Raw genomic sequence first — 26,910 nt, 5'->3', positions numbered from 1 at the left:
TGAGATGGAATTAGAAGATGCATATCCAGGGGATGGCAAATACTACTGGAAGGACAAACAAACGCTGGTGGAGAAAGTAAGCGGTTTTCCACGAGATTGTGTACACGTTGGCAGTTCCGATTATCCTTCATCAGTTGAAACGTTCCTGTTTCCGGATGCAATAAATAACGAAATTAAACGGATCACCAAGAAATCTCCCTACGCAGAGTTTATGATGCTGAATGCGGGAGTCATTTTTTTGCTGTCCAAATATGGAAGGGTTTCCGAGGTTATTGCTGTAACTCCGCTAATGAATCAGTGGGATAAACCGGACGTTGATGTTGTCAAAAAGTTGCTTATCCCTGTATGTTTTCATTTAAAGCGGGAGATGACCTTTAAATCCTATATGGACGGTGTGAGAAAAACGCTGCAGCAGGCCCTGAATAGCCCGGATTCGGGTTTTCACCCTCTACCGGAGATGTCTCTGCCCGCCTTAGTCGTTCACCGGGATATCCATTATCTTGAAAAGTGGAAGGCGGACCTTTGCTTTTCCTTTTATTCGGATGATTGCGGCCGTATTGCATTGGATATCGAATTTCATCCCGGATATTACGATGCCGGTACTATTCGCCGTATCTTCGGTCAGTTAAATGTTTTTTTTGAGCAGGTCCTGAGCAATACCAATACGTTATTGAAGGATGTTCAACTGTTAACGAACCAAGAGCAGCAGCGGATAATAACCGAATATAATGAGACGGCGTCAGAATACCCGGAGGCCCATACCATCGACCAACTCTTTGAACGGGTTGCCGAGTGTTACCAAGACCGGGTTGCCATAACCTGCGACAGCAGCTCATTGACTTACAAAGAACTCGATCAGCTGGCAAATGTATACGCGCGGCAGCTTCGCAAGCTCAACCTTCCGCAGGAAACTATAGTTGGAGTGAAGCTGGATAAAAGCATTGATTTGGTGGCAGCTGCGTTAGGAATATTGAAATCGGGTGCAGCTTATCTGCCGATTGATCCGGAAATGCCGGCGGCGAGAATGAAGGAAATCATTGAAGACAGCCGGTCCCCTGTCATTATCACAAGCAGACGGTTCGCAGATACAGGGGGAGAATCAGGACAAGCAGCCGTCATCTATACCGAGGACTTGGCCCGCTTGAATGAAGAACCGGAGACCGCTTCTAAGCCAGCTGATCGGAATCCAGGGCAGTTGGCATATGTGATCTACACTTCAGGATCGACTGGCAGACCGAAGGGGGTCATGATTGAACATCGAAATGTGGCGGGGCTGCTGAGCAATAACAAAAGCCTGTTTGATTTCAATAATGATGATATATGGACCATGTTTCATTCCTTCAGCTTTGACTTCTCTGTATGGGAGATGTACGGCCCGCTTCTGAACGGAGGGCATCTGATCATTGTCCCCAAGGAGGTTGCCCGGGATACTCCCCGCTTTCGTAAGCTGCTTATAGAGAAGCGGGTAACCGTTCTGAATCAGACTCCGGGGGCTTTTCATACCTTGATTCGGGAAGATGAGAGCTATCATGATGCAGGTCTATCGCAATTGCGCTATGTCATATTCGGCGGGGAAGCGCTGAATCCCTCAATTCTCCGGGACTGGCATAACAAATATAAGGCAACCAAACTGATCAATATGTATGGCATAACGGAAACAACTGTTCATGTGACCTATAAAGAGATTACGGAAACGGAGATCTCGAAGGGACATTCCAATATAGGGAGGCCGCTTCCCACTTTATCTGCCTATGTTGTTGATGAAGACCTGCAGCTGGTGCCGGAAGGAATTCCGGGAGAGCTGCTGGTTGCCGGACTAGGAGTTGCCCGGGGATATTTAAACCGTGAAGAACTGACAGAGGACAAGTTCATTCCGGATCTCTTTCAACACGGATCGAGGGTGTACCGTTCAGGGGATTTGGTAAAATGGTCAAAAAGCAGCGAACTGCTCTATTTGGGCCGGATAGATCAGCAAGTGAAGATCAGAGGACACCGGATTGAGTTGGGAGAGATCGAGAACCAGTTGTTGAAGCTGGGCGGGGTGCGGAATGCAGTTGTCCTTGATATGAAGGACGGGGAAGACAGCAGGTACTTGCATGCTTTTTTTACCGGCAGTGATCAATTAACCCTTACGGATATCAGATCGCACTTAGGGCAGCAGCTCCCGGACTATATGCTTCCGGCTTTCTTCTCACGCATCAGGGAGATTCCTCTGACGAGTAACGGGAAGGTCAACAGAAAACAATTAATGGAGAATTCCCCAGTCTTAATGAGGGAACAGGGTGTGATCCAGCCCAGAACCGAAGCGGAGCGGATTATGGCCGGGGTGTGGCAGGATGTCCTTAAGGTGGCTGAGGTCGGTATAGACAACCACTTTTTCACGTTGGGCGGAGACTCGATCAAGGCTATACAAATTCTTTCTAAGTTAAGGCAAAAAAACTGGAAGGTGGAGTTAAAGCACTTCTTTCATTCTCCCACCATCCGGGAGATCAGTAACCACATGGAGCCGGCGGAGAAGCTGGACAACTATGACAGCGTTTCCGGCGAGGCTGCATTGTCACCTGTTCAGCAATGGTTTCTGGAGGAATGCTCCTTGGAGATCGCCAATCACTATAACCAAGGCATACTCTTAACCTCAGTCGAGCGGATGAGGGCAGTTTGTATAGAACAGGCTTTTTACAAACTGATGGAACATCACGATGCGTTGCGTAGTGTTCTTCGCGTCTATGAGCAAGGTACCGTTCAGCAAATCAGAGAACCCGGTGCTCGCCCTTTATTTGCCTTTGAAACGGTGGACCTGTCGCAGCTTGAACATGCAGAAGAGCGGATTACGGGACATTTGAATGGGAAACAAAGAGCCATGCGTCTGGTTGATGGCCCGTTGCTGCAGGTAGTGCATTTTCGCTGCAAAGACAAAGATTATGTAGCTGCTTTGATCCATCACTTTGTGGTTGATGGGGTTTCTTGGAGAATTATTCTGGAGGATTTCACTACCCTTTATAATCAGGCAATTGCAGGTGAGGGGCTGATTTTGTCTGGAAAAACTGATTCCTATGTGCAGTGGATTCAGCGGCTGAACAGGTATTTTGAATTGCCCGGAGCTGACAGGGAGAAGGATTACTGGACTGCAGTGGAGGAGCAGATCGAACCGTTCCTGCCAAGTAATCATGAAGGAAAGGGCTATTGCTTTCAGGATGTTGCCAGGGTTGAATTTGAGTTGTCTGCCGCCGAAACGGAAGCAATGATGAAGCTTGTCCATCACGCTTACAACACCGAAATCAACGACATCTTGCTGGCCGCGACCGCATTAACCCTGAAACAGTGCTTTAATGTAGACAAGGCTGCAGTGGATATGGAATCGCACGGCAGGAATCAGGAGCTGTTTGAAGAAGCGGATATCTCCAGAACAGTCGGCTGGTTTACAAGTATTTATCCGGTTGTATTAAGGGTCAAAGAACTCTCGGACGACTATTCCGAATATATCAAACTGGCGAAAGAAACCTTAAGAGCCGTTCCGAACAAAGGAATCGGAAGTATGCTGCTTGACTACGGGACCGGCAAAAGAGAACACAGAGCGCGAAAACCTCAAGTCAGCTTTAATTACTTGGGGAATTTTGACGTGTCTGATTATCAGGGGTTTCATTTCTCCGGCATCTCTATGGGGGAAATGGTCTCGCCTCGCTGGAAGCGAAAGCATGATCTCGACATTTCAGGTATCCATATCGGCGGAAAGCTCTCCATATCTATGACCTATAACAAGCATCAGCTTGGACAGGCAACCATGGAGCGGTTCGCCGATGTGATGAAGAACAATCTTTCGGGTATGATCGTCCATTGCATGGAAAGAAAGCAGCAAACCTTAACCCCAAGCGATCTTACCCTTCAAGGGTTGAATGAGCACAAGCTGGAACGGCTCTGCCGTTTTGCCGGGGGAATAAATGCTCAATTGGAAGATGTGTACCCGCTTACGCCGACGCAGAAAATGATCTTGTTTCATTCCATGCTCTATAAAGAGAAGAATTCGTATTTTAATCAGATGTCTTTTGATTTTGAAGGGTCCATACAGAATGACCTGGTTCAGGAAAGTCTGCTTGTTCTAATCAAGAGGTATCCGACCTTGAGATCAGTATTTACATTCCGTACTATCGAGGTTCCCGTTCAAATAGTGCTGAAAGAGACAGAGGTTCCTTTGGAAATAATTGAACTCTCAGGCATGGACGAGGAGAAACAGTCTGAATCCATTCAAGAGATTATCTGTAGCTCCAGAAATGCCAGATTTCACTTAAGCAGCTCCCCTCCTCTTCGGATTGTATTAGTGAAGCGAAGCAATACGAAGCATTTATTAATATGGAACTTTCATCATATTCTCCTGGACGGGTGGAGCTTAAGTATCATCATGAGGGAGTTTTTTGAAACCTATCAAGCCTTGTCGGTCCAAGATCCACCTCGGCTGAGGGAGCCCCGGCTGTTCCGCGACTACCTCCAATGGTTCCAGAAGTATAACAAGCGGGAGGAAGCGATTGCGTACTGGAGACATACGCTGGATGGTGCCACGGCTGGGACGCAGCTGTCGAAATTCAAAAAGGGAGGTGGGACCCGGCAGTATGTTCAAGAAGAGATTCAAACCTCTCTGGGGGAGGCCAGAACACAAGGTCTAAAACAGCTGGCCGAGCATTTAGGGGTAACGCAGAGTGCATTGTTTTTAACAGTATGGGGATTACTCCTCCAAGACATATGCGGGACGAATGAGGCATTATTTGGCCTGGTAATATCGGGAAGACCCACAGAGATCAGCGAAATTGACCAAATGGTGGGGATGTTCATTAATGCTGTGCCGGTACGAGTCAAAAATGTCTTAACATCCGGAGTGCCGGAAACAGCCGCTTCCGTTCAGGAGATTATCTTGTCATCCGAACAATTCGGTTGTCTTCCTCTCAGTGAGGTTCTTAGCAACGCAGGTATTGACAACATAATCATAGATCACATGATTATATATGAGAATTATCCGCGTTTGGAAGAGGTAGTTACCAAGGTGAAAAGCACCTTCCGCTTGGTAGGAATACACAGTTATGAGGAGACAAGCCACAACCTGAATATTGTTATTCTTCCGCAAGATGAATATCAGGTGAATTTTGTATACAACTCACTGGTTTATGCAAAGGAAACCATGGAAGGCCTGAAACAGCGACTGATTGAGAAGGTAGACATGGTCTTGGAGTCTTCGAAGACAATACAAGGAGGTTAAAGTCATGGGGGACGAACAGATGCTGCTGGAATTGAAAGCGATTCTGGAAGACTTGAACATTGAAGGCGTTGACAGTATCCAAGTGAACGACAGCTTGGCCGATTACGGATTAAACTCAGCCGGGCTGCTGAGATTGATCTTAGCTGTTGAAGAACAATTCGGATTTCAATTCAAAGATGAAGATTTCGATTCCGAGAACTTTGAAACGTTGGAAAGCTTGATTACCTATATTGCGCGTCGTAAGGAAGATTCCCATGAGTGAAATAAGTGTACGGAAAATCGGTGTGATTGGCGCAGGAGTTATGGGAAGAGGCGTTGCACAAACTTTTGCACAGAATGGTTATGGAGTTATTCTGATTGATATCTCTGAAGAAATACTGGCCAAAGCGAAGGAAGAAATCAGCAACAGCCTCCGCCTGTATACTATGTTCCATCCTGACAAGCTCACAGTAAAGCCTGAAGAGGCATTGAGCCAAATCGAATTTACAACATCCTATAATCACTTGGCAGACGTTACATTTGTTATAGAGAATGTGTCGGAGAAATGGGAGGTAAAGGAGCAGGTATATGCTACTTTATCGCGGACAGTCAGACAGGATTGCATTCTTGCTGTAAATACATCCTGTATTTCAATAACCCGGATCGGAGCATTGACCAAGCAGCCAGAGCGTGTCATCGGCACGCATTTTATGAATCCAGTTCCCCTCATCCAAACGATAGAGGTAATAAGAGGATTCTACACCTCCGATGAGACCATAGAGAAGACGAAGGACGTTCTCTCCTCTATTGATAAGGACTGTGTGATTGTTCAGGATTCACCGGGTTTTGTGTCGAACCGTATCTCTCATCTGCTGATGAATGAAGCGGCATTTGTTGTCCAGGATCAGGTTGCGTCTGCGCATGATGTGGATGAAATATTCAAGAGATGTTATGGACATAAGATGGGGCCGTTGGAGACTGCCGACCTGATCGGCCTCGATACGGTAGTGGATTCGCTGGAAGTGCTCTATCAGGATTTTCAGGATCCGAAGTATCGCTGCTGTCCGCTGCTAAAGAGAATGGTCAGTGCAGGGCTGACCGGGAAGAAATCGGGCCAGGGTTTCTTTATATACTAAAAAAAGCGAGGTTATAACACATGGAACAGATCAAGGAAAAAACAAAAGGTTTTTTAAGCAAGTTTTATAGAAAAAGAGAAATATCTGATAGCGAAGATATTTTTGCGCTGGGCTTTGTAAACTCACTCTTTGCAATGCAGCTGGTTATGTTCATGGAGAAAGAGTTTTCCATCCGGGTTGAAAACAATGACCTGGACATGAATAAATTCAGATCCATTGAGAGCATTGCGCAGTTCGTAGAACAGAAAAAGGCTGTTTGATCAATTTTAAATATACAGGGAGGCCTTGAAATGGAATTTACACCTTCTCAATTGAAATGGCAGGAATCCTTCAGTCTGTTTGTCGATCGTGAGCTGATTCCGGTTGCGGAACAGAATGACCGAGAGGAAAAGATCTCAGCGGAGCTGCTGCAAAAGGTTGCAGATGCGGGATATCTGGGGTCTATGCTGCCTCAAGATTACGGCGGCCTGGGGCTGGATATGGTTACAGTTGGCTTATTAAATGAGGAGATCGGCAGAGGCTGTTCGAGTGTAAGAAGCCTGTTGACGGTTCAAGGGATGGTTGCACTCGCTATTTTAAAATGGGGTACGCCGGAACAAAGGGACAAGTGGCTTCGAAAATTAGCCCGGGGAGAGGTTATTGGAGCCTTTTCCCTTACTGAGCCTACTGTTGGAAGCGATGCAAAAAATATTACCATGTCTGCAACGCTGGAGCAGGATGAATACGTTTTAAACGGAACGAAGAAATGGACGACCATGGGGCAAATCGCCGACCTTTTTTTGGTTTTTGCCCAGGTCGAGGGATTACCCACTGCCTTCCTCGTTGAAAGAGATAACATTGGCCTGGAGATAAAGCCGATTGAGGGTTTGTTGGGAGCAAGAGCTTCAATGATAGCCGAAATAGACTTTAAGAACTGCAGAATCCCGAAGGGAAATCTTGTAGGCAGCTTGGGCACGGGGTTATCCCACGTAGCTCTTGCTTCGCTGGACTATGGGCGGTTTACAATAGCATGGGGATGCGTCGGACTTGGCCAAGCCTGTCTGAATGCAAGCTTAAAATACGCCAGAAAACGGAAGCAGTTCGGTGCATCGCTCAGACAACATCAGTTGATTCAAAAAATGATTACCGGCATGGTAACGAACATCAAAGCGGCGAGAGCTTTATGCCATCATGCCGCTAGCTTAAAAGAAGCGGGAGAGCCAGATTCAATCATGGAAACATGGGTGGCAAAATATTTTGCTTCAACCATGGTATCCAAAGTCGCCAGCGATGCTATTCAAATCCACGGAGCCAACGGCTTCAGCAGAGAGTATCATGTGGAGCGTTTTTACAGGGACTCTAAGGTCAATGAGATTATCGAAGGCACAAACGAAATGCATGAGATTTTGATTGCAACATATGCCTTTCGGAATATCTGAAGAATAGATTAGAAACGGGGCGACGAGCGAAATGAGTATTGCAGGTGCAGCACACAAAACGCTGAAAATGAAATGTGTCGTTTGGGATTTGGATCATACCCTGTGGGATGGCGTACTGCTGGAAGGTTTCGGAGTTACGGTCAAGGACAATGTCAGCGAGATCATACGTACATTGGATGAACGGGGAATACTGCAGTCGGTCGCCAGTAAAAACAATCATGCGGATGCGGAACAAAAGCTAAGAGATTTGGGCCTTTACGAGTATTTCTTGTACCCGCAGATCAATTGGAATAATAAATCGGATTCCATCGGCACAATTGCAAAATCCTTAAATATCAGTCTGGACAGTATAGCCTTTATAGATGACCAGCCTTTTGAATTGGATGAAGTACAGTTTGTTCATCCTGATGTTTTCTGCATTCTAGCGGAAGGGCTGGACGGTCTGCTTGATCTACCAGAGCTGCACCCTGTCTTTATTACGGAAGATTCCAAGATTAGACGGAAAATGTATCAGGATGATATTGAACGTAAGCTGGTGGAAGAACGCTTTGAGGGAGCCCAGGAGGATTTTTTGGCTTCCTTGGATATGGAGTTCACAATATCTTCCGCAACCGAAACAGATTTACAGCGAGTCGAGGAGCTGACTGTCCGCACACACCAGCTTAATACTACCGGGTATACCTATTCATATGAGGAGCTAAGAGAGTTTATCAAATCGGACAGCCACAGGCTGATTATATCCGGTCTCAGCGACAAATACGGCACATATGGAAAAATCGGTATTGTCCTGCTGGAATGTCAGGACAAGGTGTGGAATATTAAGCTGCTGCTGATGTCTTGCCGTGTCATGTCGCGCGGTGTCGGCAGCATAATGTTAACCTATCTGATGCAGGAAGCTGCCAACGCCGGAGTGAAGCTGCGGGCAGAGTTTATTTCCAATGACCGGAACAGGCCTATGCTGATTACCTATAAATTTGCCGGGTTCCAAGAAGTTGAACAACAAGGGAATTGTACAATTATGGAGCGGAATACGGATCAAATTCCTCAGCTGCCCGATTATGTAAGCATTATCATCAATGATTAACCAATGACGAAGGAGCTGCAATAAATGAATAACAAGCTGGCGTTTGTTTTTCCGGGACAAGGATCGCAATTTGTCGGTATGACCAAAACACTCTGTGATGACTATTCAGTAGCGAGGGAAGTATTCGAGGAAGCGAATGATATCCTGGGGTTTAATATTAAAAAACTTTGCTTTGAAGGGCCTGTCTTGGAGCTGAATGCCATTGAGAACATGTTGCCTGCTTTATTGACGGCAAGCTATGCCATCTTCAGGGCCTTTATGGATAAGGTCGGACTTGAACCAAGGTATTTGGCCGGTCACAGTTTGGGAGAATACTCAGCTTTGGTTGCTTCGGGAGGGCTTCGGTTTGCCGATGCCCTCCGGCTTGTCCGGTTAAGGGGTTCACTGGCGATGAATGTCAAGGATACACATCCAAGCTGGATGACGGTGGTGAACGGACTAGATTCAGCCCGGGTGGAAGCAGTATGCAATTGCCTGTCCCGGTTGGGACATACCGTCTCTATTGCTTGTTTCAATCTCAAAGACCAGCAGGTGATTGCCGGCAGTGAACAGGCTATCACGGATGCGGAGAATGAACTGCTTGAACTTGCCGACGACGTGCAGATTACACCGTTGTTTTCGAGTCCTCCCTTTCACAGCGGGTTGTTGAAGGATGTCTCGGATCAATTGAGAGCAGAAATATCAAAAATTACACTGAACGACGTAAAGTGGCCTGTCATTTCAAATGTTACCGGAATGCCATATACAACCTCAGAGCAAATCATCACCAATCTGACCGAGCAGCTGTACAAGCCGGTTCAATGGGACAAGACGATGGAATACTTGTCTGGACAAGGCACAGATTTGTATATTGAGATGGGACCGCAATCCATCATGACCAATGTCATTAGGGCAACCTGCAGCAACGTACAGGCTTACTCCTTTGGTCAGATTGACGACCGCAACTCCGTAATGGATAAATTTCAGACTCATCATGTCAACACTCCAGAGGACAATCAGTTTACGGTGATTACCCGTTGCCTAGCAATCGCGGTTTGTACAAAAAATAATAATGACAACAACGAAGAATACGAAACCGGCGTAATTATGCCTTACGAGAAAATACAAGCCCTTCAGGATCAACTGGAGAAAGAGCAGAGTATGCCGACGAAGGAACACATGGAAGAAGCGCTTGCGATGCTGATGAGTGTATTTGAAACTAAACGTACTCCCGCGGAGCTTAGAGTAAAGCGGTTTGATCAAATTTTTGAAGAGACCGGTACAAAAGCCTTGTTCGCCGATTTTATTTACCATTAAGTCTGGTTTAGTGCAGGAGGGAAGCATCTTTGGATGAATAAATCTGACAAATACAATCAAGAGAGCATAGCGATTATCGGAATCGCTATGCAAGTGCCTGGAGCCGGCAGTCTGGAAGAATTGTGGGGAGTTATTACAGAGGGGAAGGAGTGCATCTCTGACCTGCCTTTGGCCCGGAAGCGTGATATTGAAGCTTACCGGGATTATTCCGCGGGATATGATCATGAGCTTAGGTACAATAAGGGCGGTTTTTTGCAAAATATAGACCAGTTTGACAACAGTCATTTTCGGATCTCACCCAAAGAATCCTCGGTGATGGACCCCACCCACCGGATGTTCTTGGAGTCTTGCTGGGAAGCAATTGAGGACGCAGGTTATGCCGTACAACGATTGGCAGGAACCGATACGGGGGTTTATGCGGGAGTCCGTTTGAATCATTCCGCCTATGCAACGATTGCAAAAGAAGTTGATCCGGAGGGGTATGGAAATTTCTTGACGGGGAACGCAACGGCTATAGTAGCTAATAGAGTGAGTTATCTGCTCAATCTCACAGGGCCTTCCATGACCCTAGACACCGCTTGCTCTTCCTCTTTGGTCGGCCTCCATCTGGCATGCCAAGCTATCCGTTCAGGCGACTGCAGCATGGCTCTCGTCGGTGGAGCTTATATCATGCCTGATCCGATACAGAGTGATGTAAAGATTGGAATTGAGTCGGAATTCAACAAGACGAAGACATTCGATGCCTCAGCGGACGGTACCGTTGAGAGCGAAGGTGTAATTACGCTTCTATTGAAGAGCTACAATCAGGCGAAGGAAGACAGGGACCATATCTATGCCCTGATCAGGGGCAGTGCGGTTAACCAGGACGGTAAAACCATCGGCCTGACATCTCCCAGTGCGGAGGCACAGGGCAATGTCATCAGAAAGGCGTGGAAGAATGCGGATATTGATCCAGAGACCATTACCTATATCGAAGCGCATGGTACTGGGACCAAAATCGGGGATCCGATTGAAGTTTTAGGAATCAGAAAAGCATTTGAAGCGTATACCTCGAAAAAACAGTTCTGTGCCATCGGCTCAGTCAAAACGAATCTGGGCCATTTAAATTGTGTCTCCGGTTTGGCGGGACTGATCAAGGTTATATTGGCTATGCAGTATAAAGTGATACCCAAGCAAATAAATTTTCTGCAACCGAATAAGAGAATCCGGTTTATTGATTCTCCTCTCTATGTCAGCGACAGGAACGAGCCCTGGAATGCTGTGCCTAGAAGAAGTGGGATCAGTTCTTTTGGAATTGGCGGAACCAACTGTCATATTGTTGTGGAGGAGGAGCCCTCCGTTCCACCTCGCGAGGAGGAACTGCCCGATGTTCTCTGTCTTTCCGCAAAAAGTAGGAAATCTTTGATTGAGCTAATGAAGCAATATGAACAACACCTTCGAACCCATTTAGACTTATTGAATATCCAAGATCTCTGTTTTACAGCTAACAACGGCAGAACGCATTACAAACACAGACTATCCATGCTTATTAAGAGCAAAGAAGATCTGCTGTCAAAGCTGGAACAATTGAACTGCATGGATGATTCTTTGTGGATTCAGGAACCGGATATATATATTGGCGGTGAGGAAGCCTTCACACAGCAGGCGTTGTCTTGCAGCGAAGAGGCCCCCCTGCCGCTTCAGACTATTGCGCAGCGCTATGCTGCTGGTATGACGATTGATTTCTCCGCCCTATATAGAGGCCAGAGCAGGCATAGGGTCAGAATTCCGGTTACCCCCTTTGAACGGAAGCGGTGCTGGATCCAAATACCGGAACATAGCCGGGTTGGGAAGTGTTTTGAAATGCAGGATGGCTATGAGGTGGTCTGGAAGGAGGATCTGAGCCCGAACCGGCCGGCTGCTGCCCGTAATGATGTAGTCACCATAGTGTTGGGCGGAGGCGGAGAGCGGGAGAGGGCGATTCTAGCATCATTGCAGGCAGATACCGAGAATGTAATTCCTGTGACGATAACGGATTATTGCGCCAAGGAGGGGGAAAGGTTCTTCATCACAGGTGATAGAACGGGGTATCAATGGCTGTTCAGACAAATCGGCATAAGCGGGAAAGTACAATTGGTTCATATGACTTCCGTGGGCTCAGTCAACGCTGCGGATGATTATATGGAACTGGGAACATCCATGATAGACCCGGTTATCAATCTGCTTACACTGATTAGAACGTTTCAGATGAATCAAATCCAAGAGGCCGAATTGGTCATTGTTACCCGGTATGCCTATCTGGTGAATCAAACAGACCTGGTACAACCTGTGAATGCGGCCTTGCACGGGTTTGCCAAGTCATTTCATTGGGAATTTCCCCAGGTGGGCTGCAAATGCATTGATATAGACGATGCCACTGAGCTTTCCGTTATCACGCGTGAAGTGCTCTGCCAGTCACCTTATTTCATAACGGCTCTCCGTGCTGGAAGAAGATATTATGAAGAGCTGAACCCAATGTCCGAGACTACCGTCCATGCTGAATTACGCAATGTGGGGATAAAGGAAAACGGGCTGTATCTGATAACCGGGGGATTTGGCGGGATCGGGCTGGAACTGGCCAAGTATCTGAGCGGTAAAAAGAAAGTCCGGCTTATTCTTCTCGGCCGTTCCAGACTTCCCGATACGGATGCCCGAAAGATGGACATGATTAAGCAGATGGAGAACTCCGGCAGTACAATTATCCATTATGCTGCGGATATTGCGGATTTTGACCGGATGAAGCAAATAATGGAGGAGATCAGGGTGATACATGGCCCGTTGAATGGCATTGTTCATTGTGCCGGAAACGGGATGGTCAAAGAAATCCATGAGTTGTCGGAAGACAGCCTTAGGGGAATCCTGCGTCCTAAGGTGCAGGGCACTTGGATATTGGACCGGCTGACATGTAACGAACCGCCTGACTTTATCTGTCTATTCTCTTCGGCCATGACCCTGATCGGAGGATACGGGGCTGCCGGTTACACAGCAGCTAACAGTTACATGAACAGTTACGCGAGTATGCGCTGCAGCGCATCGACTCCGTTTATTAACATCAGGTGGCCTGAATGGACGGATACCGGGCTGGCAGAATGCAAGCAAACCAATCTGCGCAAAGAATTATTTGAGCCACTGTTACTGGAGAGGGCCATACGTTATTTTGACTGGGTGCTGCACCATAATGTCCACGATTTGATCCCGGGCAGGATAAATTGGGGATGTGAGTTGTATGAAATCTCTGAACAATTGCCGATCCGTTTTTCGGAATCCGTCAACGAGGAGTTTCATAAACGGCAACAGCTCAGGCCGGATGCAGACAGTCGTATTCAGGTGAACAATAAGACCGCAACACGGACAATTGAACAGAAGATCGGAAGTCTGATTGGAGAGCTCTTATCTTATGAGCATGTGGATTATAACCAGAACTTCTTTGAGTTGGGTGTTGATTCTATCATTGCGGCCAAAATTATCAACCGAATCCAGAATCAGCTGAACTGTAGCTTGGAGGTAGCGGATATCTTCAGATATCCAACCGTCCATCAGTTATCCGGACATTTGGAGACATTGTGGCAACAATTATCCATGTTAAAGGCGATTGTTCCAGCCAAGGAACAGAAATATTATCCGGTGTCGGCTGCACAAAAAAGAATATTTCTTTTGCAAAGCATCAGCAGAAATAACACGGCTTACAATATGCTGGATGCCTTCAGGATAGATGGCGATCTGGACCGCCAAAGATTGGAGAAGGCCTTTCTTTCTTTGATTCATAGGCATGAGACCCTTCGAACGTATTTCTTAGTTGAGGGAGCAGAGGTTGTACAGAAAGTATCCAGCGAGTGCAGCTTTAGGCTTGAATGGGCGGATCTCTCCCAGGATACCAGCATGGAGGTTGAGGCTTGTATTCGCCCCTTCATCAGCTGTTTTAATTTAGGCACTTCTCCGCTGATACGGGCGAAGCTTATCAAGTTGCAGCAGAACGAGCATTTGCTGCTTATTGATATCCATCATATTGTTACCGACGGAACCTCCCGGGGAATTATTCTGGGTGAATTGGGAGACGGCTACGAAGGAAGAACGCTGCCTCCATTGGAGCTGCAATACAAAGACTATTCCACCTGGCAGAGCGAGATGCAAAAGGAAGGGTACTTCAAGAGGCAAACCGAGTACTGGCTCCGCCGGTATCAAACACTGGCTCCGCCTTTGGAACTTCCGACGGACTATGTAAGAACATCATATGTAGGTTTCGAAGGACGTATGTTTTCTATCGAGGTAGACCGGAAGACGACGGATCGGCTGAGAAGCTTCGCTGCGGAGAAAGAATGTACTCTCTATATGGTGTTACTGTCTGTCTACTATGTGCTGCTAAACAAATTCTCCGGACAAGAGGATATTGTGGTGGGATTTCCTATTGAAGGAAGAACGCAAATGGGGACGGAAAAGATCATTGGTTTATTTGTCAACACCCTGGCGCTAAGAAACTATCCTGTTCCCTGCAAGAGCTTTCTGGATTTTCTGTTTGAGGTAAAAACGAGTCTTTTGGAAGCTTATGATAATCAGGAGCTTCCATTCGATGAGTTGGTTAACGCCTTGGGAATACAGCGGGATACCAATCGCAACCCGTTATACGACACCTTGTTCGTACTGCAAAATTCTACTAAGATCCAGGGGCAGTTCCAGGATGTGAGGCTGGTCCCTTATTCCATTGACCAGACTGCTTCCAAAATGGACTTGGAGGTTGAAGTTACGGAAACTTCCGCGCAGCTGCGGATTAATTTTACTTACAAAACGGCTCTTTATAAAGAGGAGACGATCCGCAGCATAGCCGATGAGTACAACAAGCTGATTGAATTAACCCTGAACGACCCTTCCATGGATATCGGGAGCCTAACCTCCCGTGCTGTAGAGCAAAAGCCGCTGGCAGACAGCTGGGATTTCAATTTTGAACTTGAACTGGACTAAAATGGAGGTTATGCTAAAATGAGGTTTTTCAGTATTCCGGCGGATTTCAAAGAGACTACAATCAACGGGTATGTTGAGCTTGCCAAGCAATATCCCGGTAGTCAGGTACTCGAGACTTACGGGCAAATATCCATTAATAACTCTTTTGAATCGGGACGGATCAACGAATATTTACCCCAGATTGACATGTATGATTTGACAGAATACATCCGGTATTGTGAAGCGAAGGGCATTGGTTTTAACTATGTTTTCAATGCACCTTACATGCATAACCGTGAGTTTACTGCAGAAGGCGTGAAGGAGACGAAGCAGTTTATATCCGCATTATATAAAGCAGGGGTCAGATCGTTGACCGTAACACTCCCATCGCTGATGGATCTTGTGAACTCCATGGAGTTGGACATAAAGATTAAAGCGTCTGTCATCTGCCAGATCAATTCCGTAAACAAAGCTCTGCACTACAAGAAGAATGGTGTAGACCGTATCGTGCTGGACGAATCAATCAACCGGGATTTTGACATGCTCCGGAGAATCGCGAGCGCTTTCGGCGACAAATCGGAAATCATTATTAACTCCCTGTGCCATCAGGAGTGTACGTACCGGATGTTCCATTACAACCAGACAAGCGGTGTTGTACGGGATCCTATGGATACAGGAACAAACTACTATACAACCAGGTGTGCGCTGAAAATTTTTCAGGATGTAAACCAACTTATGAAGTTGTCTTGGATCCGTCCTGAGGACCTGCATTACTATGAAAGCATCGGAATCCGCTATTACAAATTACAAGGCAGAGAATACGTGAACCGCGGGAATCCGCTTAAGGCAGTGGAAGCATATTTCAGAGGGTCATTTGACGGGAATCTGATGGAATTGCTGGATATGTTCTCATCGAATTATGCTTATAAGTTTTCAGTTGACAATAAGCTGCTCGATGGTTTCCTCAAACCTTTCTACGACATTCAGGGATATTGCAAAAAAGACTGTACAAGATGCAGTTACTGCGACAGGTATGCCAGCAAAAGTGTTGTGAGTGACGGAGTCAATGAAATAAGCGCACTCGCCAAGGATTTTCATACCAAATACGATGATTACAAGAAATTTGTGCGAGCTGTTGATCATGACAAGAAAGAAGAAGCTTCGAGCACTGTAGGCGGTATCGAAATCGAGTTTGATTTCTAAGCTTGTATATACCGGGGAGGAGTTACGATGTCATCGCTCAAAATCCACAGAGCGCGCCTGCATAACTTAAAGGAAATCTATGTTGAAATACCGAAGCACCGGTTAACGGTCATTACCGGACCGAGCGGCTCAGGTAAATCAAGCCTTGCCTTTGATTTGATTCATTACGAAGGCACCAAACGTTACCTTAGCGCACTTGGAGAATGGGATCTGAATTATGAATATGAGACTACTTCCTTCGACAAGATGGAGGGACTTAACCCGACGGTTGCGGTGGAACAGAAGCTTGTCCGGCAGAGCAATCCCCGCAGCACGGTCGGGACGAAGCTGGGAATGAACCGGTTGCTGGAGTTGTTCTTTTCACTTTACGGAACGTTGGAATGTACGGTATGCGGTAACACCGTAGCCGTCAATACAAGTTGTAAGGTTTGTGGGAGCCGCCACGGGGAATACGTCCCTTCAGCATTCTCGCCTAACTCCAGCATCGGCATGTGTTTTCAATGCTACGGACGGGGCGTTATCTCCCATGTGGATGAAAAAAGTATATTTGAAAAGCTAATGTTATCCAAAGCAAGCCTGTACAACGATACGAACCGGAATTTGAAACAGGAGCTTCTGCGTTATGCGAAGCTGGCAGGGTTTGATGCCAATCTGCCGTATTCCAAGCAGTCTCCCGCAATACAGCGTGACTACTTGTATGGGAGCAATGAATTTTATTTTATTGGCTATATTCCCTACATTAATCAAATCTACGCTCAAAAAGATATTGAAGACTGGGCAGAAACCACGGTTTGTCCTGGGTGTGAGGGCAGCGGACTGGCTCCGGAGGTTCTGAAGGTAAAGGTATTGAACCACCATATCTCATACCTGAAATCCATTTCGGTTAAGGAGCTTTACGGGATTCTGACTGAGGCAGCCGAGCACGGGCACGATGAGCGGTCCGTGCAGCTTGCCGAGCTTATGTGCAGAAAACTGCTGCATTTATTGGATGTCGGATTGTCCTATCTCTCTTTGCAACGCAGAATTCCAACGTTAAGCGGAGGAGAACTGCAAAGACTATATCTGGCTTCATTCTTTGATATTGAATTAAATGAGATCATGTATGTTTTTGACGAGCCTACAGTCGGGCTGCACGAAATTGAGAAAGATAAGGTTATTAATAAGCTTCTTAAGTTAAAGGAAGCCGGTAATACCGTTATAGTCGTTGAACATGACCATATGATGCTAAGGGCAGCGGAGCACATTATTGAATTCGGACCCGGCGGTGGACAAGAAGGCGGACAGATTCTGTTCCAGGGAAACTATGAACAGTTCATCAGCTGTAAGGAGAGTGTGATCAGCCAATATATTGCAAAGGAACAAGTGCAGCGTTTGCTGAGAAGAAGAGATCTGATTATAACTGCAGATACACCGCGTCTTAGCCTGTATGGGGTTAACACAAACAATCTGAAGGATATCCATGTTGCCATTCCACTGGGCACAATGGTTGGAGTTGCTGGCGTATCCGGAAGCGGCAAAAGCTCCTTGATCACGGACACGCTTGTTCCGGCACTGCAAGAGCACTTGTCCAAGGGAAGAAAGAGTGTTGCCGGTTCCACACATTTAGATGGAGCGGAGCATATTAGGAAGTGCCATTTAGTTGAACAAAAGCCTATAGGCAGGGCCAAAACGTCCATTCCTGCCAGTTACATCGGAGTTTGGGACCTTATCAGGCAGGCGTTTTCCAAGCAAGCCATTGATCAGGGAGAGCATTATACCGAAGGAGATTTCTCCTTCAACTCCAGGGGAGCTTGCCAGCAATGCCGTGGTGACGGTATCGTTGAGATCGCCCGGTTCAGCCATGTTTGTCCCAGCTGCGAAGGGAAGCGCTTTAAGCCTGAAATTCTTCAAATCCGGTATCAAGGCTATACCATCAGTGACGTTTTGCGGATGACCGTACAAGAAGCCTCTGGAGTATTTGTTCATGATCCAAAAATCGCAAGGATTCTGTTAACCATGGTCAATGTAGGATTAGGTTATATTGCATTGGGGCAACCGATTACAACGATTAGCGGCGGAGAGGCCCAGCGGATAAAATTGACTAAGGAATTAGCCGATCACAAGCATACAGGACAGCTGTTTGTTCTTGATGAGCCTACTTCGGGCCTTAGCTATCATGATATAGGCAAGCTGCTGACCTTATTAAATGAATTGGTTGGAAGAGGGAATAGCGTGATCGTGATTGAGCATGACGCCTTGTTTCTTTCATGTTGTGACTGGATTTTGGAATTGGGTCCGGGAAGCGGGGAACAGGGCGGCTCTATCATTGCGGAGGGGACGCCTGAGATGCTAGTCCATAATCCGCATTCGGTTATAGGAAGCTTCTTATATCTAAACTAAAACTACGGAGGCTAGCAATACCATGGTGGTTCACGGATCAAAGATATGGCCGGCGGAGGAATGGGAATACGGCACTCCAAGCTCAGCAGGAATCGATCCGGAGCTGTTATGGAATGCCAGTAAGCATCTTCAGAGAGATTTCCCCCATGTATACAGTTTTTTAGTAGTACAACATGGAAGAATCGCCTTTGAACAGTATTACAGAGGAACAAGAGAGACTGATAAACGGGATATTCTGTCTGTGAATAAAAGTATACTGTCAGCTTTGGCCGGTATAGCCTTAGCTAAAGGATACCTGTCGAATACGGATCAGCAAATCATAGAACTGTTTCCCGAGTTTCTCAGCAAGGATTGTGATCCAAGGATACTCTGTCTCAACATCAAGCATCTATTAACGATGACATCGGGTTTCTACTATCCCAGACTTGCAGCCGACAGTCAGCCAATGGTTGACAGGATGCGCAGGTCTGATAACTGGTTAAGGTATATTCTTGAGCTTCCTGTCAAGAACAGGGCGATGAACCGGTTTCAATATAATAATTTCGATGCTTGGCTTCTTTCGGCTGTGTTACAGAGAGTAAGCCAAATGTCAATTTACGAATTGGCCAACAAGTGGCTGTTTGGTCCAATCGGTATACACGCCGATGCTTGGGAATGCGAGGATCCGCAGCAGCATTTGGCCGGAAGCTTGCATTTAACTGCAAAAGATATGGCCCGGTTCGGTTATTTGTACTTAAATGAGGGGGATTGGAACGGTGTACAAGTTATCCCCTCCACTTGGGTAACTGAATCCACCGCCGGAAGCGGTCCCTATTCATATTTGTGGTGGCTGCATCCGCATGGCTATTATGCCTCAGGGGCCGGGGGAACAAGCATAATCATTCTGCCTCAAGCGGATATGGTTATTGTTTTTCAAGCTAAACATCTGAAGCGGTTCCGCCATCCTATGGAGGCGATGCATACACATTTATTCCCATACATCGGCTTAAGTTAAAAACATCTCTTTGGAGGCGCAAAAATGAATGAATCTCTTCTTTCATCAGGTTTACAAAGTGAAACGATGAATTACTGGATCGAAAAGTTCAGGAAGGAATACCAGGAATTGAGACTTCCAAAAGATTATTCTGCTCAGGGAAATGAAAAGGGTGAGTATCTTTTTAACCTACCAGCCGAATTATCGGCGCAAATCTTGCGGCTCGGGAAAAATCAGAATTTAGCGGTGTTTACCGTGATCTTATGCGCATTGCATGTTTTCCTAAACAAATGGTGCGATCAGGATGACATGACGGTTGTTATTCCTGCGTTAGCAGAAGAATCGCTGAATCCGTATTTGTTTCTCCGAACAGAAATCGACCCTGAACAAACATTTAAGAGTCTGCTGTTTCAGGAGAAGCAAAGCTTGATGGATGCCTACAAGCATCATTATTTCTCTATCCGCAGATTAAGTGAGCTTCTTGGAGAAGAAGCTGCGCAATCTGTATTCCGGGTGGCATTGCATATGCAGGGGTTACACCGGGAAGAATTCATCACCAGCCTTAGCTCCAACCCAAATAATGAGTTAGTGTTCTCCTTTGCTCAGACTGACGGGCTGATTAAAGGGAAGGTACTGTACCGCTTGGGCAGTTTTGACGAAGCTACCATTTGCCGGATTACAGAATGGTTCATTCAACTGTTCATGCAGGTGATGAGCAGTATGGAGCGCCCGATACAAGAGTATGAGTATATTACATCTGAAGAAAAAAATACAATCATATATGAGTTCAATAACACAAAAGCCTACTATCCGAAGGATAAACTCCTCTATGAGCTCTTTGAAGAGCAGGCGGCCAAAACGCCGGATCAAGTGGCCATTATCTGCAAGAATGAAAGAATGACGTATAAAGAAATGAATCGGAGAAGCAATCAACTGGCCAGGAAATTGCGTTCACTGGGAGTAGGATGCAATGAATCCGTTGCGATGTATTGCCAGCGTTCTCCTGAGATGCTGGTCGGTATCATGGCTATTCTTAAGGCGGGCGGATGCTACCTGCCGATTGATCCCAAATGTCCCATTGAAAGACGGGATTATATGCTGGACTTCAGCCGTGTGAGGGTGGTCTTGACAGACCACAGCTGTCCCGGGCTTGAGAAGCAAGGCCTGGAGATCATTGCCCTTGATGAAGCGGCGAATTATTCCGGGGAAGCTACCAATATGGCTCCTGTCAATTCCCCGGCAGACCTTGCATATGTCATTTATACATCGGGTTCGACAGGAGTGCCAAAAGGGGTTATGGTTGAGCACCATTCCGTTGTGAACCGGTTGCATTGGATGCAAAAAAAATTTCCGTTACAGCGCAATGACGTCATATTGCAGAAGACCCCCTATACCTTCGATGTTTCGGTTTGGGAGATTTTTTGGTGGTCTTTCCAAGGTGCGAAGGTATGCATACTAGAGCCGGAAGGCGAAAAAAACCCCATTGCAATACTGGAAGCTATTCATCAGGGCGGGGTGACGGTGATGCACTTTGTTCCGTCGATGCTTGATATCTTTGTCGATTATGTTCAACAAACCGGGAACGCACATCTTATGGATACAGTAAAAGTAGTGTTTGCCAGCGGAGAAGCCTTGCACGGAAAGCATGTACAAAATTTCCACTCCGTCTTCCGGAATAAGCAATTGGTGAACTTGTACGGGCCGACTGAAGGAACCGTTGATGTTTCGTATCATGTGTGCAGTGAATCGCATCAGGCTGATGCAGTCCCAATAGGCAAGCCGATTGATAACATCGGATTGTTTGTAGTTAACCGCAGTAATCAGTTGCAGCCTGTCGGGGTACCGGGAGAATTGGTCATCACAGGTGTAGGGGTTGCCAGAGGTTATTTGAATCAGCAGGACCTCACTGATGCCAGATTTAAAGATAACTGCATTACCCATGAGGGACAGATGTATAGAACCGGCGATTGGGCAAAATGGACAGCCGGCGGTGAGCTGGAATACATTGGCCGGATCGACTATCAAGTGAAAATTCGAGGAAATCGGATCGAAATTCCTGAAATTGAACTGCAGCTTTTGAAGGTTGAAATGGTGAAGTCTGCAGTGGTGCTGGTTCAGGAGGACCGTTCCAGCAATAAGGAATTGACCGCGTATTATGCTGCAGGTAAGGCCGCGCCGGCGGGGGAGCTCGCTGCATTCTTAAGTGCTTATTTACCGGGTTATATGATTCCTGCCCGCTTTATCCATTTGGATGAGATGCCGTTGAATGCCAATGGGAAAATTGACCGGCATGCACTGAAGATGTTAACAGAGCAAGTAGATCACGGCCAGGAGCAGCCTGCAAATGAAATGGAACGTAGAATCCATAAAGCCTGGGCGGGGATTTTAGGTTTGAGTGAGTTTGGAATTGACGATAACTTTTTTAACTTGGGGGGAGATTCCCTTAAGGCTATTCAGATTGTGGCAGCTTTGCAGAAATCACACATTGAATTGGATATCAGCTATATATATGAACATCCGACGATTCGCCGATTAGCCGTGCATGCGAAACAAAATGAATCACCTGCGAACGATTTATCCGGTGCTATCGAGCGTGTCGAAAAGCTCAGGGACACCATCTTAAACGATCCGCTGCAGGCAGCTTTTCTTCCTGAGCAATATGAAGATTTTTACCCGATCAGCGATATTCAGTTGGGCATGATCTTTTACTCATTGAAAAACTCCGGGGATGCTGTTTATCATGAACAATTTGTTTATGAAATTGAGGATGACTGCTTTGTATTGGAAGCGCTTAATAAATCCATGGGATTAATGCTGAAGAAGCATCCTATTCTCAGAACCACATTTGATATTCAACATTTTCACGAGCCGGTTCAGATCGTTCACAATAATATGGATTATATTATTGATTACATAGACATAACCGGGTACTCCAAAGACGATCAGCAAAGAATCATCGCTTCATACCAGGAAGAGGATAAGCGTAAGCCTTTTATTTACCCGTTGCAGGAAGGGTTCTCGCTGTTGTGGAGAATGAAGGCATTCCAAATTAATACTCAATCCGTTTGCATCTGCTGGAGCTTCCATCATGCTTTGCTGGACGGTTGGAGCAACGCAACCTTCAGTACGGAAATCATTAATACGTATTTCCAAATGAAATCAGATGGCTTCGCCGTGTTTGAGAAATTAAGCAGTACGTATTATGACTACGTTCTCTATCAATTATCGCTGAAGGAAAAGAACGACATTTATCACTTCTGGGAGGAAGAGCTAAACGAGTATAAGCGCTCTCAATTCCCTAAACGCAGTAAGGAGGCGGGAGAAGGGGCGGAGAGTAAGGCATCCATATTTAAGATTGATGAGATTACAACACAATCGCTGAAGCAATTTGCTGCCCAGAATCAAGTTTCTTTGAAAACCGTCTTATTCAGCGCTTATCTGTATATGTTGAACCTGTATTCCCACGATAATGATATTGTAGCAGGTATTGTAGATCAGAACAGGCTTATGTCTGAGGATAGTCATAAGATACTGGGTTGCTTCCTGAATACGATTCCTGTTCGCTTTCAGTTGGGGGACAGCCGGTTGACTTGGAGGGATCTCATCCATCGCGTTGAAGAGAAGTTAACAAAGCTAAAGTATTTTGGAAGAATGCCGTTATATGAGATTTCCAAACATCTGGGTGAAATGGGCAACTCCAATCCGTTTTTCGATACCCTGTTTAATTATGTAGACTTCTATGTCTATAACGAAGTGAAGCAGGACCTGTCAGCGAAGAGTGAATTGTCGATCAGTAACTATGAACGGACCAATACTTTATTTGATTTTACGATCAGCAATTTTGACTCAGAACTGGAAATCAGAATGATTTATAAAGAAGCCTATTTGCCGGTTGCCGAAGTCGAAATATATGCCGATTACTATCTTGCTATTTTGGAGCAATTCATTAAGAATCCCGATATCCAGACTAATAAAGAACAGATTCTGAATGACCGGGAATTGGAGCGGATGAACGCTCTTAATGAGACGCAGAAAGAGTATCCATCGAATACAACCATCCATCAGCTTTTTGAGGAGCAAGCGGAGTTGTTCCCGGAGAATATTGCACTTCTCTTGGAAGATGCAACGATCACGTATGGCGAATTAAACCGGAAGGTCAATCGATTAGCGCACTGTTTAACACGGGAGTTCGGAATACAACCGGGTGATCGGATAGCTATTTGTATGCATCGCGGGTTCGATATGATCGTAACCTTACTTGCGGTCATGAAATCGGGGGCGGCATACGTTCCAATCGAACCTGATTATCCGCAGGAAAGAAAAGAAGCGATTATGAAGGATGCGGAAGTCCGCTTAATGGTGTCAGGTGACGCGGAGGAAGGGATATATCATCCCCGTCTCTTACGGTATAACGACAAACACTTCAGGTCATTTCCATCGCATAACAACGATGTAAGAGTAAGCGGAGTGGATGTAGCTTATATAATTTACACATCAGGTTCGACAGGAACCCCCAAAGGGGTAACCATCGCACATCATTCCGTGGTGAACTTGATTTGTTGGGTGAATCAGCGCTTTGACATCGGACGGGATGATCGGCTTTTATTTGTGACTTCAATTAGCTTTGATTTATCAGTTTATGATTTATTCGGGATTTTATCGGCAGGTGGACAAGTTGTCATAGCAGATAAAGAAAGCGTTATGGATCCACGTAAGCTGCATAATCTTTTGTACGAGCAGAGAATCACCTTTTGGGATTCTGTTCCCTCAACGTTATCGCATTTGGTCGGATACATGGAAGACAGCGAGTTGACGACCAAGCAGACGTATCTGCGGCTGGTGTTTATGAGCGGAGATTGGATCGGTGTCGGATTGCCGGCCCGCATACAGGGCTTCTTTCCAAATGCCCAATGTATCAGCCTCGGCGGTGCTACAGAAGCGTCAATATGGTCGATATATTATCCGATAGAGGAATCATGTGCGTATGAGGTAAGCATTCCTTACGGAAAGCCGATTGACAATAATCAGTTTTACATTTTGGACAACAGCCTGCAGCGTATGCCCTATGGAGCTGTCGGAGAACTATTTATCGGCGGTGCGGGGCTCTCCCTGGGATATCACAAGAATGAGGGCATGACGAAGGAAGCCTTTCTTAGTGATCCCTACACTGGCAAGCAGTTGTACAAAACCGGTGATATGGGCAGATTTCTTGCGGACGGCAATATTGAGTTTATGGGAAGGTTAGAGCAGAACCAGGTCAAGATCAGAGGATTCCGGGTTGAACTCGGAGAGATCGAATACCAGTTAAGGCAGCATGAGGCAATTAAAGAGGCTATTGTATCGGATTTCTTGAATGAAGACCGTCATCGTTCCTTAGTCGCGTATTATCTCCCAGTAATCAAGGGCATATCCTTGAATTTACGGGAGTACCTGATGGAGAAGCTGGCCGATTACATGATTCCTTCTTACTTTATTGAAGTGGATCAATTTCCTCTTAACGGAAATGGCAAGGTGGATAAAAAGCAGCTCCCAGCCGTAAAGAAGAATCACCATCAGCCGGACACAACTCCTTATGCAGCGCCTGTAACAGAGCACGAGAAGATATTAACGGAGATTTGGCAGGCAGTGCTCGGTTACGAGCGAATCGGAGTGGAGGAGAACTTTTTCCAGTTGGGCGGAGACTCCATCAAATCTATTCAAATCTTGTCGCAGCTGCATAAGCATCAGATGTACTTCGATATGAAGGATTTGTTTGAATTTCAGACGATCAGCAAACTAAGTGAATGTCTTAAGGATACCAACAGCAGCATTGACCAGAGCCTCATCGTAGGAGAGATTCCTCTGATGCCGATTCACCATTGGTTTTTTGAAGTTGCGAACGGCCAGGTCAACCACTTCAATCAAGCCATGATGATTCATCGGGAGGGCGGGTTTGACGAGGCCTTGGTACACAGTACCTTCGACTCTATCCTGATGCATCACGACGTCTTAAGAAGCATATTTGCCAGGAAGGGTACAAGAACCGTTCAGATCAACAGGGGATGGGATAGCGGTCTTTTCTCATTAGAGAGCTTTGACCTTTGCGGACTGGACGAGGAGCATTCTAAGCGTATCCTCCGGGAGAGTGCGGATGCTATTCACAGCAGCTTGAATCTGTTAGAAGGACCGCTTGTACGCTTGGCCCTGTATGAGTGTGGCACAGATAGCCGGTTGCTTGTCGTTATTCATCATCTTCTTGCTGACAGTATCTCTTTGAATATTATTTATGAGGATTTTGTTTCAGGGTATGAAGCGCTTCTCCAGGGCAAGAGCATTACATTCCCGGACAAAACGCATTCATATAAGGATTGGGCAATACAAACCATTGAATATGCCAGTTCTAATTTGGACAACGAACTGCCGTATTGGAGAAATTTAAAGAAACTAGCGGCTGGAATTGAATTGAAGAATGAACTGGGCGGAACAGCAGGCACAGTTGGAGAAAGTGAAGTCATTGAGGTTGCAATACCGAGCTTGGATATCGATGCTCTGCTTACGAAAGCCAATCTTGCATTTCATACCGAGATCAGCGATCTTCTGATTACCTCTCTGATGCTGGCTTTTCATAAGTGGTCCGGAATGGAACGATTGCTTCTACAGATGGAGTTGAGCGGAAGAAGCAATGTCCATAACGGGGGGAGCACGGAGAGGACGGTTGGCTGCTTTGATACAAGGGTTCCGGTTTTAATAGAGATGAAACAAGCCGGCGACTTATCCTACAACATCAGAAATATCAAGGAGACGATCAGAAGAATTCCTAATCAAGGAGCGGGTTTTGGAATGCTTGCCTATTTAACTCCAAACCGCGAACAAATTGAAATCACGCCTGCAATCAGTTTTTCGTATAGTGGGCAATCCGAGAAGGGAACGGCTGAGAAGATACCGGGTTTCCTTGTATCCAGTCAATGCGGTCAGACGATAAGCCCGTTGTTTCCGCAGACGGTTGCTTTGGAGTTTAAAGCCTGGATCAATAACGATGAGCTGGTGACATCCGTCCGTTTCAGCAACAATCAATACCGGTATGAATCAATGCAGAGCTTGATGAATTTATACTTTGAACAATTGAAGGGGATTCTGGATTATTGCATGCTGCGCGATACGCAAATGAAGACTCCTTCAGATTTGGGGTATCGGAAGAATCTGCGAATTGAAGATCTGGACAAGCTCACTCAACGAATCAAAAATCTCAAATAGCGGAGGATTGG

At 46.1% G+C, this 26,910-nt stretch carries 12 protein-coding genes; all 12 read left to right on the top strand.

The features are described from left to right. Positions 1-4: 4 nt before the first annotated feature. The 12 genes from MKY64_RS19950 (at position 5) to MKY64_RS19895 (ending at position 26,899) form a co-directional block, all read left to right on the top strand. The gene (locus MKY64_RS19950; RefSeq protein WP_340955280.1) at positions 5-5,245 is read left to right on the top strand and encodes an amino acid adenylation domain-containing protein; all 5,241 of its coding nucleotides are present in this window, start codon (positions 5-7) and stop codon (positions 5,243-5,245) included. A gap of 4 nt (positions 5,246-5,249) precedes the next feature. Further along, positions 5,250-5,507, top strand: coding sequence for an acyl carrier protein (locus MKY64_RS19945; RefSeq protein WP_051478215.1), 258 nt, complete (start codon positions 5,250-5,252; stop codon positions 5,505-5,507). Next, a complete protein-coding gene (locus tag MKY64_RS19940) occupies positions 5,500-6,360 on the top strand; it encodes a 3-hydroxyacyl-CoA dehydrogenase family protein (protein ID WP_036727801.1) in 861 nt (286 codons plus the stop codon). The genes MKY64_RS19945 and MKY64_RS19940 overlap by 8 nt, the downstream gene beginning before the upstream one ends. Positions 6,361-6,380: 20 nt before the next feature. Next, positions 6,381-6,620, top strand: a complete 240-nt coding sequence (locus MKY64_RS19935; RefSeq protein ID WP_340955277.1) for an acyl carrier protein — start codon at positions 6,381-6,383, stop codon at positions 6,618-6,620. Positions 6,621-6,650: 30 nt separating this feature from the next. Continuing rightward, the gene (locus tag MKY64_RS19930; RefSeq protein WP_036727805.1) at positions 6,651-7,778 is read left to right on the top strand and encodes an acyl-CoA dehydrogenase family protein; all 1,128 of its coding nucleotides are present in this window, start codon (positions 6,651-6,653) and stop codon (positions 7,776-7,778) included. A gap of 31 nt (positions 7,779-7,809) precedes the next feature. Further along, positions 7,810-8,862, top strand: a complete 1,053-nt coding sequence (locus tag MKY64_RS19925) for an HAD-IIIC family phosphatase (protein WP_036727807.1) — start codon at positions 7,810-7,812, stop codon at positions 8,860-8,862. Between the two features lie 24 nt (positions 8,863-8,886). Beyond that, complete coding sequence (fabD, locus tag MKY64_RS19920; protein WP_340955274.1) at positions 8,887-10,158, top strand: ACP S-malonyltransferase; 1,272 nt, start codon at positions 8,887-8,889, stop codon at positions 10,156-10,158. Between the two features lie 33 nt (positions 10,159-10,191). Then, complete coding sequence (locus MKY64_RS19915; protein ID WP_051478217.1) at positions 10,192-15,132, top strand: SDR family NAD(P)-dependent oxidoreductase; 4,941 nt, start codon at positions 10,192-10,194, stop codon at positions 15,130-15,132. Positions 15,133-15,150: 18 nt separating this feature from the next. After that, complete coding sequence (locus MKY64_RS19910) at positions 15,151-16,314, top strand: U32 family peptidase (protein ID WP_340955272.1); 1,164 nt, start codon at positions 15,151-15,153, stop codon at positions 16,312-16,314. 333 nt (positions 16,315-16,647) lie between these two features. Further along, positions 16,648-18,693 carry an ABC transporter gene (locus MKY64_RS19905; RefSeq protein ID WP_162174709.1) on the top strand — a complete coding sequence of 682 codons (2,046 nt, stop codon included), beginning with the start codon at positions 16,648-16,650 and terminating at the stop codon, positions 18,691-18,693. A 22-nt stretch (positions 18,694-18,715) separates the two neighbouring features. Further along, entirely contained in the window at positions 18,716-19,687 is a 972-nt protein-coding gene (locus tag MKY64_RS19900; protein ID WP_036727815.1) for a serine hydrolase domain-containing protein, read from the top strand. Between the two features lie 24 nt (positions 19,688-19,711). Continuing rightward, positions 19,712-26,899, top strand: coding sequence for an amino acid adenylation domain-containing protein (locus MKY64_RS19895; RefSeq protein ID WP_340955270.1), 7,188 nt, complete (start codon positions 19,712-19,714; stop codon positions 26,897-26,899). Positions 26,900-26,910: the final 11 nt, after the last annotated feature.

Source organism: Paenibacillus sp. FSL R7-0210 (assembly GCF_038009085.1).
Taxonomy (GTDB): domain Bacteria; phylum Bacillota; class Bacilli; order Paenibacillales; family Paenibacillaceae; genus Paenibacillus_AQ; species Paenibacillus_AQ silagei.
This window is presented reverse-complemented; position numbering and strand designations above follow the sequence as displayed.